Origin of the sequence: Bacillus sp. FJAT-49736 (assembly GCF_018343615.1) — a bacterium.
Classification (GTDB): Bacteria; Bacillota; Bacilli; order Bacillales; family Bacillaceae_C; genus Margalitia.
On the sequence record NZ_JAGYPI010000001.1, the window covers coordinates 1,292,589 to 1,306,710 of the forward strand.

A 14,122-nucleotide genomic window follows, 5' to 3' on the forward strand; every position below is an offset into this window, starting at 1 on the left:
CTTAATTCACCTCCTTCAATGAAGAAGGTTCTAAGATTTCAGATTCATGAATATATGTTTCATTTCCCGCAAGCGCACCAATTAATGCACCTCGAATGACAATACCTCGCATTCTTTGACTCTCATCTACTACTGCTACAGGGATATTAGCTGTAGAAACAATTTCAAAGAGATCTGTCAGTAAGGTTTCACTTGGTACAGTCGAAATTTCTCTAATTAATACTTCCTGAAGAGATATCCCATTTTCAACAGCTTCTTTTGCGCTTTGCGCGGTCACTGCACCTAATAACCGATTTTGTTTATCTACCACATATATAGAAGAAATTCCTAGATTCTTCATCAATGCTAAGGCAACCCTTGGACCTTTTTCCACCTGAACCGTCTCAGCACGTTTCATAATATGTCCAGCAGTTAACACTTTAGAAAAATCGACATCCTCTACGAATCTTTCAACATATTCATTAGAAGGACGCATTAATATTTCTTCTGGTGTACCTATTTGCACAATATTCCCGTCTTTCATTAAGGCAATTCGGTCCCCGATACGCAGAGCTTCATCAAGATCATGAGTTATAAAGATAATCGTTTTGCCCATCGAATGATGCAATTCCAATAATTGATCCTGCATCTCTTTTCTAATAAGCGGATCCAATGCACTAAAAGCTTCATCCATTAATAAAATATCAGGATCATTTGCTAATGCTCTTGCCAAGCCGACCCGCTGCTGCATCCCACCGCTTAATTGATCAGGATATTGATCCTCATAGCCTTCTAAACCAACTAGTTTTAAAGACTGCAGCGCTTTTTCTTTTCTTGTTTGTTTATTGATACCTTGAATTTCTAATCCATATTCAGTATTTTGGAGAATGGTTCGGTGAGGTAATAATGCAAATTTTTGAAACACCATACTGATTTTTTTTCTACGGACATTACGAAGCTGTTCCTTTGTCATCGAAGTGATATTTTCGTTATCAATGAGAATTTCGCCATAGGTAGGCTCTATTAATCGATTTAACATTCGCACCAGTGTAGATTTTCCACTTCCGGAAAGACCCATAATAACAAAAATTTCACCTTCAAAAACCTCAAAATTAGCGTGATTTACTCCTATTGTGGCACCGGTTAATTTTAGGATTTCTTGTTTTGATTTTCCGTTTGATAGTAGTTGGGACGCTTTTTTTGTATGTTTTCCAAATATTTTTGTGACATTACTTACACTTACTTTTATTTTTTTGTTTTCTTCTATCATCCAATCACCCCTCTTAGTTGCCACCATTTAATTGTATAGATAAAAGCAGGGAAGACTCAAACTCCAAATTCCCCTATATTCCGTTTGTTCAGTTCATAAAGTAAAAACTGTACAGAGTTGATTAACTTTATCCTCCTTTTTCCTTCCATTTCCTCTTGAATCCTTCTATATTAGTACCCTTTACAATCCAAGATGAAACAGATAGATTATTAAAAGAGGATTTTATTCAGGCTCTTTTCTTAAACTTTGTTGCTTTTATAAAACAAAAGCCTTATAAATATCTTATTTAGGTTATGGAAAATAACTTTTAAATAAAAGATGTAACTAAACAAAGTCTAGATGAGGATGAAAAAATAAATATAAAAGCAGCAAGTAAAATCTGCTTAAATATTTTAACAATGGTTATAAAAACAGCCCTTTATGATTAGGATGTGAATTTCGATGAATGCGAAGGAACAGCTTGAAAAAATAAGAGAACGGGTCATCGAGTCAATTGCACAAAATATGAACCTTTACGGCATTGCTCCCTCTATTGGAAGACTGTATGGCATGATGTTTTTTCATCATGAACCATTAACATTAGATGAAATGAAAGAGGAGCTCGGAATGAGCAAGACAAGCATGAGTACGTCCGTTAGAGCTTTATTGGAATTAAAAATGGTGGATAAAGTTTGGAAAAAAGGAGTTCGGAAAGATCTATATATGGTGGAAGGGGACTGGTATCAGAATTTTATGGATCTTTTTTCGGTCAAATGGAGAAGCGCCATTTCCATGAATACAAATAATATTTCAAAATCCATCAAAGAACTTCAGGAAATGTTAGAAAATGAGAACGTAGAAATGGATACAAAGGAAATAATTAAGGGAGATATCGAAAAACTAGAATATACTATGGAATATTACGAATGGCTGAATCGTTTAGTCGATACGTTTGAAAGCCAGGAAATTTTTAATTTTGTACCAAAAAAGAATGAATAAAAATGTTAAATTAGGTTCAACTGCATGTTGGACCTATTTTTTTATTTGCATGAAATCATCATCTGTTTCATACCAATAAAGAGTGAATCCATTGTTGGAGGTTTTGTTTATGAAGCAAACAATCGGTAATTCAAATCCCATCCCAATAGAAGAGAAAAATTTAACGGATGATTTCCAATTATTTTTAGAAAATAATAAAGAAAATGTTTATGAGCTTATGAATCTTGTAAAGCAACTACAAGAATATAATCTTCTAACTTTAGTCAATCATTCCATGACGAAGCATTCCAATCGATTAACGGAACTAAATAGGAAAGATATCCATCAATTAATTAATGGAATCAAAAAAGGAATCGAAGAGGGTTCAGCCAACATAGACACAAGGAAGGATATTAATGCCTTTCAGTTAATGAAGTATATAAAGGATCCTGATATTAATCGTGCAGTAAACTTTCTTGTTCACTTTTTAAGAGGTATGGGAAGATCAATGAAATAACCTAAGGAAGGGCTGGAAATAACAGCTCTTCTTTTTTATTCCCATACAATTGTCCGTTTTTTGCATAGATTGTTGTTTTTCATAAATTGTTATTAATCCTAGAATCATCTTAGCTTGCGCATCTATTCTTAAAATGTTTATTCTTCATTACCAAGGATTAGGTGGTTTCTAGTATCTTCTTCATAAAAAGACGCATAAAAAATAGAGCCTATTATTAAGCATACTAATTTTAATATGATTACATGTTTTTGTATAAATTACATAATAGAGCATATATCTTGCCGTCTTATTACAAATATTTATACTTGAGATTGTAAAAGAGGAGGTACATAACATGAAGGCAATTGTAATTGAGGAATATGGAGATAGAGAACAGCTAAAGGAAATGGATGTTCCTAAACCAAAAATAAACGATAAACAGGTTTTAGTTGAAATGAAAGCTACATCCATTAATCCAATCGATTGGAAGGTAAGAGAAGGTTATTTAAAACAAATGATGCCATTCGAATTTCCGATTGTTTTAGGCTGGGATGCAGCAGGAGTTATCAAAGAAGTGGGGAATGATGTGAAAGGCTTTCAAGTTGGAGATGCTATTTTTTCGCGCCCAGCAACAACCCGTTTCGGTACATATGCAGAATATGTTGCGATTGATGAGGATTTATTAGCAAAGAAACCGGAAAACATCCGTTTTGAGGAAACAGCATCCATACCGTTGGCGGGGCTTACGGCCTGGCAAGCATTATTTGATACAGCACATTTAGAAAAAGGTGAAAAGGTGCTTATTCATGCCGGAGCAGGCGGCGTTGGCAGCTTAGCTATACAGCTAGCGAGGGAAAAGGGTGCTTATGTGACCACAACAGCAAGTGAAAAGAATCATGCCTTTTTAAAAGAGCTTGGTGCGGATGAAGTAATTGATTATAAAACGACTAATTTTGAAGAAGTATTACACGATTATGATGTTGTATTCGATACAATGGGAGGAGAGATCCAAACCAAAAGTTATCAAGTACTAAAAGATGGCGGACGATTAGTAACAATTGTAAGTGCGCCGGATCAAGACAAAGCGAATGAATTTGGCGTGACTGCCAGCCATGTTTGGCTTACACCGAACGGGAAACAACTTGAGCAGCTGGGTGCTTTACTTCAAAATGGGAAACTAAAAGCAATTGTTGGACATGTCTTTCCTTTCTCCGAACAAGGAATGAAAGAGGCGCATGCCCTTAGTGAAAGCCATCATGCAAAAGGTAAAATTGTCATTAGCTTCGAATAATACATACGCTTGGAGACTTCCAAGCGTATTTCTATACACTTTATTGTTCTGAAAATTTTATACATTTCGATATTTCGTGCAGGTATTTTGGTCTATAGGTCGAAATGAATGAATATAACCATCTTAGTACCTTCAAATAGAAATAGAACAATTGCCTTAGCTCTAGTCTATTGCGGAGACAAAATGGAAGTTTTATTTTTCAACGTCGGCCACGTAAGCTTTACTAAAATTAGTGAGGAATGAGACCGTGGCTTCTTGTAAGGACAGCAACTAAAGCTATATGCACTTGAAAAAAGTTGTGAATGCATAAATTGAGGGGGAATGAAAAAATGATGGACACACCACTACTATTAACCTCCATGATCGAACGAGCAGAGAAATATTTTCCGCGAAAAGAAGTCGTATCCAGAACATTATCCGGTATTCACAGATTTACTTACAAGGAAATAGGGGAAAGAACGAGAAGATTAGCAAGTGCCTTATCCAAAATAGGAATGAATAAGGGTGATAGAATTGGTACATTTGCTTGGAACCATCACAGGCATTTAGAGGCTTACTTTGCTGTGCCTTGCAGCGGTGCCGTACTTCACATGGTCAATATCCGCTTATCCCCAGAGCATTTATCGTATGTCATCAATCATGCCGAAGATAAAATACTACTCATTGACCCTGACCTCTTGCCCTTTATCGAAAATATTAAGGATCAATTAACTTCAGTAGAAAAATTCGTCATTATGGCTGATGAGAAGGAAATACCGGAAACTACTTTACATCCAGTCTATTCCTATGAAAAATTATTGGAAGAAGGAGACCCTACATTTTCATTTTCATCTGATATCGATGAGCGAACTCCAGCCGCAATGTGCTATACTTCTGCAACAACCGGCAATCCAAAAGGTGTTGTTTATACTCATCGGGGCATTGTCCTTCATAGTCTTACTATAGGACTTGCTGATACCCTTGGAATTTGTGAAAGAGATGTGGCAATGCCGGTAGTTCCTATGTTCCATGTTAATGCATGGGGACTGCCTTTTGCATCTGTCTGGTATGGAACAAAACAAGTCTTACCAGGTCCTTCATTTACCCCTAAGATTATTGCCGAGCTCATTGAGCAAGAAAAAGTAACTATTACCGGGGGAGTCCCGACCATTTGGATAGGTTTGTTAAAAGAATTAGAGGAAAATCATTATGATATTAGCAGTATAAGGCTACTAGTTTGCGGAGGAGCTGCCTCTCCAAAGGGATTGATACGTGCATTTGAGGAAAAATATAAAGTTCCATTTATTTCAGGCTACGGAATGACGGAGACAAGCCCAATTGTGAGTCTATCTACTTTTACAAGTGAGATGGATTCCTTATCGTTAGATGAAAAAATCGATATACGTGCTAAAACTGGGCTAGTTGTTCCCGGATTAGATATTCGCGTTGTGAATGAAAATGGTGATGTTCCGAATGATGGAGCTACAATGGGAGAGTTAATTGTCAGGGGACCATGGATTGCTGATGAATATTATAAGGATGAGCGTACAAAGGAAGCATTTAAGGATGGCTGGCTTTATACAGGCGATATTGCGGTAGTGGATGAAGACGGATATATTCGAATTACCGATCGGACAAAGGATTTAATAAAGAGCGGAGGAGAATGGATTTCCTCTGTTGCCCTTGAAAATGCTCTAATGTCACATGAGTGCGTTTTTGAAGCTGCTGTAATTGCCATTCCACACCCTAAATGGCAAGAACGTCCATTAGCCTGTGTTGTTCTCAAGGAAGCCTATAAGAACCAAATTTCTAAAGAAGAGCTTCACTCATTTTTAAAGACTCAATTTTCTAAATGGTGGATTCCAGACGAGATACTATTCTTAGAGGAAATTCCGAAAACCTCTGTAGGGAAATTTTTAAAAAGAACTTTGAGGGATCAATGGAAGCATTATTATGCAAATGCTGAGTAATGCTTGTCATTTAATGAGTATATTGTAAAATTATATTCATCATCTTGTTATTGAAAGGAAACCATCCACAGTAAAATGGCAGCAAAGAAAAAATTATACAAAAAAAGAAAAACGAAAAAACAATCCCCATTAATTATAATACTTATACCAATTGCGATTATGGTACTATATTTTTGGGCAAATAATCAAAATGAAAAGCTGAAGCCATCTAAGACAAGTGATTTAGAAATACCTGCTGTATATATACCAATATATAAGGCAGCGGAGCATAAATATGGTGTTCCATGGTATGTATTGGCTGCTCATCATCGTGTGGAAACTCGTTTTTCCACCATGAAAACAATGGTTTCTCCTGTGGGTGCGGAAGGTCCAATGCAAATAATGCCATGTACGTTTGTCGGCTGGAAACATCCAACTTGTTCGGGTTTGGGGAAAGGAAATATTCCCAAAAAGGATAAAGAAAACCCAGCCATCATCCAAAAATATGGAGGATATGGTGTAGATGCAGATGGAGACGGAATAGCAGATCCCTTTAATATTTATGATGCTGTATTTAGTGCTGCTAACTATCTTGCCCAAAATGGAGCTTCAAGCGGACATTTACGAAAAGCAATATACTCATATAATCACAGCAATGAATACGTAAAAGAAGTTTTACATTACGTAAAGGAATATAAGCAAGAATTTTAAAAAATGGTGCAAGGCACCACTTAAAAAAACTCCCCTTCAGAAGTGCGATCAGCCTCAATAGGGGAGTTTTTAAAAATACTAAAGGGTTATTTAATTACTTGAATAGACTTGTTATCTTTTTCTGTAACTTTACCAATAATGGCTCCATCTGCCATGCCTATTTGATGAAGGCTGCCAACATATTGCAGGGCATCTTCTTCGTTCATTGCAACAAGCAGGCCGCCTGATGTCACTGCATCACATAAAATAAGCTGCTGCTCCATAGACAAGGATGGATCATATAAAATTTCATCTGCTAACCATTGATGGTTTGATTTGGAACCTCCCGGAACCACTCCGTTCTTTGCTAGCTCATATGTCCCAGCTAGAATCGGAACTTTGCTGTATTCTATAACGAATGTAACATCACTTCCGCCAGCCATTTCACTAGCATGTCCCAGCAATCCAAAACCAGTAACATCTGTAACTGCATGCGGTTCAAATATTTGCAAGCATTCCGCTGCGTCTTTGTTCAACATTGCCATTACATTAGTGACCATTTCCTCTTGCTCGCGTGTCACTGCATTTCTTTTTATCCCGGTAGTCATTATGCCGACACCAATTGGTTTTGTTAAAACCAAAACATCCCCAGGCATTGCTCCAACATTTTTCCAAACCTTTTTCGGATGGACAATTCCAGTAACAGATAGTCCAAATTTCGGCTCCTGATCGTCAATGGAGTGTCCGCCAATTGTAATGGCACCCGCTTCATGAACTTTATCTGAAGCACCTCGAAGAATTTCTGCCAAAGTATCGGCACCTAGTTTCTTGATTGGATAACCAACAATATTTAAAGCTGTTTTTGGCGTGCCACCCATAGCAAATACGTCACTAAGGGCATTTGCCGCCGCTATTTGCCCAAACATATAAGGATCATCTACAATCGGGGTAAAATAATCGATTGTTTGAACTAGAGCTATATCATCCGTTAATTGATATACCCCAGCGTCATCTGATGTCTCATTGCCAACCAATAATTCCGGTACATTTTGTGTTTTCGGTAATTTACGCAAAACTTGCGCAAGGTCCTCTGGACCAATTTTGCAGCCTCAGCCAGCTTTTGTAGAAAGAGAAGTCAAGCGTAATTTTTCATGCTCACTCATCCGTACCACCTCCAATACTTTTTTAGTTTATCCCTTTTTCCCAAACATGAAAACAAATTTGCAATAGGATTACTTTCAATAATACAATGTTTTTAAAAAGAAAAAGGGGAGCGAGCAAAATGGTAGAAATGGTTCGTTCTATTCCGCCTATACATGAACTGCAAAAAAAAGACTTATTTATTGATATATTAAATAAGTATAACATTCCGCATGAACAATTAACCTCTATTTTAAAGGATGAAATAAAGGTGATACGGCAATCAATCATTGAAAATAGATGGAGAGGTCATCACCCTAAAACAGAGGAATTTATACAAGAATTGTTTACAAGAATGGAGAAATCAACTGTTCAACGATTTAGCTATTCGATAAAAAAAGTAATTAACGCAACCGGAACCATTCTCCATACAAATGTTGGAAGGGCCAGGTTGAGCGTAGAAGCAGCAGCACATGTAATGGAAACCGCTCTTTCCTATACCAATCTTGAATATGATATAGAAAATGGAACACGTGGTTCACGTCATACACATATTGAAGATATTATAAAGGCATTAACTGGAGCAGAAGCAGCGCTAGTCGTCAATAATAATGCTGCAGCTGTGTATTTTATTTTACATACATTTGCACAAGACAAAGAGGTCATTATTTCGAGAGGAGAACTTATTGAAATTGGGGGTTCGTTCAGAGTCTCGTCCATTATGGAGGAATCTGGAGCAAAGCTAATAGAGGTAGGTACGACAAATCGAACTCATTTCAAAGATTATGAAGATGCTATTAGTGAGCAAACCGCTATCCTTATGAAGGTTCATACTAGTAACTTTATTATAAAAGGATTTACTAGTTCGGTTGATACAAAATCACTTTACTCCATAAAAGAAAATCATCCGTCCTTGATTCTGTACGAAGACCTTGGCAGTGGAGCATTAATGGACTTAAGTCCTTTTGGAATTGGGAACGAACCGACTGTTAGTAGTAAACTGAAGGCTGGAGCCGATATTGTATCATTCAGTGGGGACAAATTACTTGGTGGACCGCAAGCAGGTATTATTGCAGGGAAAAAGGAATATATTGATAAATTAAAAAAACACCAACTTGCCCGCGTACTGCGCGTAGACAAAATGACAATAGCTGCACTTGAAGCGACCTTAATGCATTATTTAAAAGGGGAGGCATTGTCTAAAATCCCTGCCTTGTCCTCCATTACAATGGATTCCTCTATGATGAAACAAAGAACGGAAGCTTTTAAAAAGAGGCTTTCAAATGAAACACAAGACTTTACTATCACTATTAGGGAAGATACGAGCCAAATAGGAGGGGGATCATTACCCGAGATTACATTGGAAACGTATGTACTCAGTATAAAACATAAATATATGAAGGCAGAGGATCTAGCGAAGCAATTACGAAAGGGACAGGCCTGTATATTAACAAGAATTCATCAGGATGAGGTAATATTCGATTTTAGAACAATCCAAAAAGAAGAAGAAGACATTGTTCTAGAACAATTAATGAGAATCCCAGGTCAATGTTAACCTGGGATTCTTTCCTGTCAAACTTCAATTGAAGTTGGCACTTCAAATTTCACTCATGCGTACGCCGATATACAAGCGTTTCAACTTTTTTAATTACATATCATGATGTTGATTATGCTTCGCTCTTGTATGGTTGCGGTTTTTTACTTTTTTCGATCCGCTTAGTGGTTCAGGCTGTCCGTTGCCATGTCCTTTTTCGGCATTTTTTCTCATATCCTTACCATCATTTTTATTCGTCATCTTCATATCCCTCCTGTACTCTAGATTGTGCCGTCTTTAACAAAATATACAGAATAAAAAATGATAATTTGCACAATCTATTTCTGCGAACGATTAAAGGAAAGGGAAGAAGACGTCGATGCCATATCATAAGGATAAACAGCAAGCTTTTCAAGCTGCACAACAGGGTGCAAAGCAATTACAGGATGTGTACAATAATTTAGAAAAAGATAGTGCCAGCTATGGACAACAATTAAAACATTTAAGACAAGAAGTAAATGAAACCTATCAGCAAATTGAAAATGCTTTAGAAGTCGCCAGCGAAACCCAAAGAACACAGCTAGAAAAGTTTCGAAATGACCTTCAACAAATTGTAAACGAAGTAAATGAAATCTAATATTTCAGCAAAAAAACTCGCATTTCCGCGAGTTTTTTTGCATTTTAGTTTGAAATAATTATTTTACCTTTTTAAAAAGTGGGCGATGACTAGCTCTGGCACCTATGGGATAGGAAAAGCAATTCCGCTTTTCAACTATTGATTTTTCTTCTTTTTCTTATTGTTTTGCTTTTGAGCAGCCGTTAAAGGTTCATTGGATAGCTCTTCATTATAACCTGTACCCATTCCTTGCGATTTAGCCGCATTTGCTCCAGGTATAATATGATTAGCTTTTCGTTTTCCCATTATCGTCACCTCTACTATTTTTGTATTGGTATAAGTGAACGGTACATTATTGTAAAGCAAGTGAATATACCTTCCCTATATACCTGAAGGATAACTAACCATTAAAAAATGGAAGTTTCTATTTATTTTGTACATAACAAAGGAGATTAACCAGAAGAATAGTAATTGGAATGAAAAATTCTTGCAAAATTTGATTATGAATAATGCTAACGCTATGTCGATAAGTAATACTTATGAAAAACAATAACTTTCTTGTTATTTACTTATGTAACATCTTGTATTAAGATGTTAATGTGTGAAAAGTAAGAGACTACTATTCGAGCTTTTCTTCCATTAATCGACTTAAGATGTATTTTTGAAAAGAAGGGGGAATCTCAGGTGGCTAAAAATGACGTATTTAATTCACGTACATCCTTTGAATTAGAAGGGAAACGTTATAACTTTTATCGTCTTGCAGCTCTTGAAGAAGCAGGTATTGCAAAAGTATCACGCTTACCTTATTCCGTAAAAGTATTATTAGAATCTGTTCTTCGCCAAGTAGATGGCCGTGTTATTACAAAAGAACATGTTGAAAACCTAGCAAAATGGGGATCTGAAGAAGTTAAGGATGCAGAAGTGCCATTTAAGCCTTCTCGTGTTATCTTACAAGACTTCACAGGTGTTCCAGCCGTAGTTGACCTTGCTTCTCTTCGTAAAGCAATGGCTGATTTAGGTGGAAACCCTGATAAAATTAACCCAGAAATTCCAGTAGATCTTGTTATCGACCACTCTGTACAGGTTGATCAATATGGTACTGCTGATGCTTTAAGAGCAAATATGGATTACGAATTTGAACGTAATGCGGAGCGTTACCAATTTTTAAGCTGGGCTACAAAAGCATTTGATAACTATCGTGCTGTTCCGCCTGCAACAGGTATCGTTCACCAAGTAAACCTTGAGTATTTAGCAAGCGTTGTTCATGCAATTGAAAATGCAGAAGGTGAATTCGAAACATTCCCTGATACATTAGTTGGTACTGACTCTCATACAACGATGATCAACGGTATCGGTGTACTTGGCTGGGGTGTTGGTGGTATCGAAGCAGAAGCAGGAATGCTTGGACAGCCTTCATACTTCCCAATTCCAGAAGTAATCGGTGTTAAATTAACTGGAGAAATGCCTAACGGTGCTACTGCTACTGACTTAGCATTGAAAGTAACTCAAGTATTACGTCAAAAAGGCGTTGTTGGTAAATTTGTTGAATTCTTCGGTGCTGGTGTATCTACACTTCCATTAGCTGACCGTGCAACAATTGCTAACATGGCTCCTGAATATGGTGCAACTTGTGGATTCTTCCCAGTTGATGCCGAATCACTAGAGTATCTTCGTCTAACTGGTCGTCCAGAAGAACAAGTGAAACTTGTAGAAAAATATTTACAAGAAAACAATATGTTCTTTACTCCAGAAAATGAAGAGCCAGTTTACACTGATATTGTAGAAATCAATCTTTCTGAAATCGAAGCAAATCTTTCTGGTCCTAAGCGTCCTCAAGATTTAATTCCTTTATCCAAAATGCAAAAAGCATTCCAAGATGCTTTAACTGCACCAGTTGGTAACCAAGGCTTCGGTCTAAAAGATTCTGAAATCAATAAAGAAGCTGTTGTTAAGTTTAATAATGGCGAAGAAGCTACAATGAAAACTGGTGCTGTTGCAATTGCCGCTATCACCAGCTGTACAAACACTTCTAACCCTTATGTAATGCTTGGCGCTGGTTTAGTTGCGAAAAAAGCAGTTGAAAAAGGCTTAGAAGTACCTAAATATGTAAAAACTTCCTTGGCACCAGGATCTAAAGTTGTTACTGGGTATCTAAGAGACTCTGGTTTACAAACATACTTAGATCAATTAGGATTCAACCTAGTAGGTTACGGATGTACTACATGTATCGGTAACTCTGGTCCTTTAAAAGACGAAATTGAAAAATCAATTTCTGAAAGTGATTTACTTGTAACTTCTGTACTTTCTGGTAACCGTAACTTTGAAGGTCGTATTCATCCATTAGTGAAAGCTAACTACTTAGCTTCACCACCACTTGTTGTTGCTTATGCACTAGCAGGAACGGTTGATATCGATCTAGTGAACGATCCTATCGGAAAAGATAAAGATGGCAACGATGTATTCATGAAAGATATCTGGCCATCAACAGAAGAAGTAAATGCAGCAGTAAAAGAAACTGTTACACCAGAATTATTCCGTAAAGAATACGAAAATGTATTCAACGATAATAAGCGTTGGAACGAAATCAAAACAAGTAATGATCCATTATATACTTGGGATGAAGAGTCAACTTATATCGCAAACCCACCATTCTTTGAAAATCTATCACCAGATCCAGAAGAAGTGAAACCACTTAATGGCTTACGTGTAATTGCGAAGTTTGGCGACTCTGTTACAACAGACCATATTTCACCAGCAGGTGCAATCGGTAAAGATACACCAGCAGGTAAATATTTACGTGAACGCGGTGTGGAACCACGTGAATTCAACTCTTATGGTTCTCGTCGTGGTAACCATGATGTAATGATGCGAGGTACATTTGCTAACATCCGTATCCGTAACCAAATCGCTCCTGGAACAGAAGGTGGCTATGCTACTTACTGGCCAACAAATGAAGTTACTTCTATCTATGATGCATGTATGAAATACAAGCAAGATGGAACAGGACTTGTTGTATTAGCTGGTAAGGACTACGGTATGGGATCTTCTCGTGACTGGGCAGCAAAAGGTACAAACCTTCTTGGTATCAAGACAGTTATCGCTGAAAGCTTCGAACGTATTCACCGTTCCAACCTTGTATTGATGGGTGTTCTTCCACTTCAATTCAAGAAAGGTGAAAACGCTGAAACTCTTGGCTTAACAGGAAAAGAAGTTATCGATGTTCAAGTGGATGAGAATGTTAAACCACGTGACATCCTTACTGTAACTGCTACTGATGAAGCAGGAAACAAAAAGCAATTCGAAGTATTAGTACGCTTCGACTCTGAAGTAGAAATTGATTACTATCGTCATGGTGGTATTCTACAAATGGTACTTCGCGATAAATTACAAGCGTAATAATTTAGGACACATCTCGTTTTAAACGAGATGTGTTTTTTTATTTTCATCTTCTAAAAAAACATTCTTTACATAAAATACCCATATCAAATACAATCGGAGGGTAAAATGGGAAGAATCGTCGCATTCACTTTGCTTCTTTTTTTAACGAGTATTTTTGTTGTACATGCCATAGAAGATAAAAATCCAACTTCCAGAGAAAACAATCATATAGCTGTAGGTTCAAATATAAAAGAAAAAACACAACAAACACAAACTAGGGATGTTTTTAAAACTGGTCCATCGATTGGAATGTCTGCCCCTATCATAAAATCAAAAGACCTAAATGGAAATATTATCAATATTAGCGCTTTTAAAGGAAAAAAAGTATTGTTAAATTTTTGGGCTGCGTGGTGTCCACCATGCAAATCAGAAATTCCAGATCTAGTGAGTTTTTATAAAAAAAATCAAAATAAAGTGGAAGTGATCGGAATCAATATTGAAAGTACGGAAATCCAGGTAAAACAGTTCATCAAGAAATATCACATTACCTATCCGATTATTATGGACAAGAAAGAAGTAATTAGTGATGAGTATATGATCCAACCTATTCCGACTTCTTATTTTATTGACGAAAATGGCGTGATAATTGATAAATGGATTGGAGCATTATCGGAGAAGGAGCTAAATCAAATTATGTTTAAATAACACCTGTAAAGGGTGTTTTTTTTATTAAGGCTATTTTCGTATAGATTGTTGTTTTTCGTATATTGTTTTAAATCCTAATATAGTCCTAGCTCGGGGCATCTTTTCTTAGGAAATTTATTCATTCATGATAAAGATCAT

The 14,122-nt window shown here is 36.7% G+C and carries 13 protein-coding genes; 9 read left to right on the forward strand and 4 right to left on the reverse strand.

Translation table 11 applies throughout. From position 1 onward, the window contains the following. Position 1: 1 nt before the first annotated feature. A complete protein-coding gene (locus KHA87_RS06825; RefSeq protein ID WP_213093335.1) occupies positions 2-1,249 on the reverse strand; it encodes a quaternary amine ABC transporter ATP-binding protein in 1,248 nt (415 codons plus the stop codon). 441 nt (positions 1,250-1,690) lie between these two features. Between KHA87_RS06825 and KHA87_RS06830 the strand changes: the two genes are divergently transcribed. From KHA87_RS06830 to KHA87_RS06850, 5 genes are all read left to right on the forward strand, one after another. Further along, a complete protein-coding gene (locus tag KHA87_RS06830; RefSeq protein ID WP_213093336.1) occupies positions 1,691-2,227 on the forward strand; it encodes a GbsR/MarR family transcriptional regulator in 537 nt (178 codons plus the stop codon). A 109-nt stretch (positions 2,228-2,336) separates the two neighbouring features. Then, entirely contained in the window at positions 2,337-2,723 is a 387-nt protein-coding gene (locus tag KHA87_RS06835) for a helical membrane plugin domain-containing protein (protein WP_213093337.1), read from the forward strand. Between the two features lie 334 nt (positions 2,724-3,057). Then, positions 3,058-3,993, forward strand: coding sequence for an NADP-dependent oxidoreductase (locus KHA87_RS06840; protein ID WP_213093338.1), 936 nt, complete (start codon positions 3,058-3,060; stop codon positions 3,991-3,993). Positions 3,994-4,322: 329 nt separating this feature from the next. Next, positions 4,323-5,942, forward strand: a complete 1,620-nt coding sequence (locus tag KHA87_RS06845; RefSeq protein ID WP_213093339.1) for a long-chain fatty acid--CoA ligase — start codon at positions 4,323-4,325, stop codon at positions 5,940-5,942. Between the two features lie 75 nt (positions 5,943-6,017). Then, entirely contained in the window at positions 6,018-6,632 is a 615-nt protein-coding gene (locus tag KHA87_RS06850) for a lytic transglycosylase domain-containing protein (RefSeq protein WP_213093340.1), read from the forward strand. Between the two features lie 86 nt (positions 6,633-6,718). Here the strand turns inward: KHA87_RS06850 and selD are convergent, their stop codons facing one another. Next, on the reverse strand, positions 6,719-7,774 hold the full coding sequence (gene selD, locus KHA87_RS06855; protein WP_213093341.1) for a selenide, water dikinase SelD: 1,056 nt from the start codon (positions 7,772-7,774) through the stop codon (positions 6,719-6,721). 119 nt (positions 7,775-7,893) lie between these two features. Here selD and selA point away from each other — a divergent pair, with 119 nt between their 5' ends. Continuing rightward, complete coding sequence (gene selA / locus KHA87_RS06860; RefSeq protein WP_213093342.1) at positions 7,894-9,306, forward strand: L-seryl-tRNA(Sec) selenium transferase; 1,413 nt, start codon at positions 7,894-7,896, stop codon at positions 9,304-9,306. A gap of 93 nt (positions 9,307-9,399) precedes the next feature. Here the strand turns inward: selA and KHA87_RS06865 are convergent, their stop codons facing one another. Further along, positions 9,400-9,546: a small acid-soluble spore protein P gene (locus tag KHA87_RS06865; protein ID WP_213093343.1), complete on the reverse strand. Its 147-nt coding sequence runs from the start codon at positions 9,544-9,546 to the stop codon at positions 9,400-9,402. 118 nt (positions 9,547-9,664) lie between these two features. Here KHA87_RS06865 and KHA87_RS06870 point away from each other — a divergent pair, with 118 nt between their 5' ends. Then, a complete protein-coding gene (locus KHA87_RS06870) occupies positions 9,665-9,922 on the forward strand; it encodes a hypothetical protein (protein WP_213093344.1) in 258 nt (85 codons plus the stop codon). Positions 9,923-10,057: 135 nt separating this feature from the next. Here KHA87_RS06870 and sspO read toward each other — a convergent pair whose 3' ends face one another. Beyond that, positions 10,058-10,207, reverse strand: a complete 150-nt coding sequence (gene sspO, locus KHA87_RS06875; protein WP_213093345.1) for a small acid-soluble spore protein O — start codon at positions 10,205-10,207, stop codon at positions 10,058-10,060. 378 nt (positions 10,208-10,585) lie between these two features. Here sspO and acnA point away from each other — a divergent pair, with 378 nt between their 5' ends. Further along, the gene (gene acnA / locus KHA87_RS06880) at positions 10,586-13,297 is read left to right on the forward strand and encodes an aconitate hydratase AcnA (protein WP_213093346.1); all 2,712 of its coding nucleotides are present in this window, start codon (positions 10,586-10,588) and stop codon (positions 13,295-13,297) included. A gap of 108 nt (positions 13,298-13,405) precedes the next feature. Further along, positions 13,406-13,984: a TlpA family protein disulfide reductase gene (locus KHA87_RS06885; protein ID WP_213093347.1), complete on the forward strand. Its 579-nt coding sequence runs from the start codon at positions 13,406-13,408 to the stop codon at positions 13,982-13,984. The last annotated feature ends 138 nt before the right edge of the window (positions 13,985-14,122 follow it).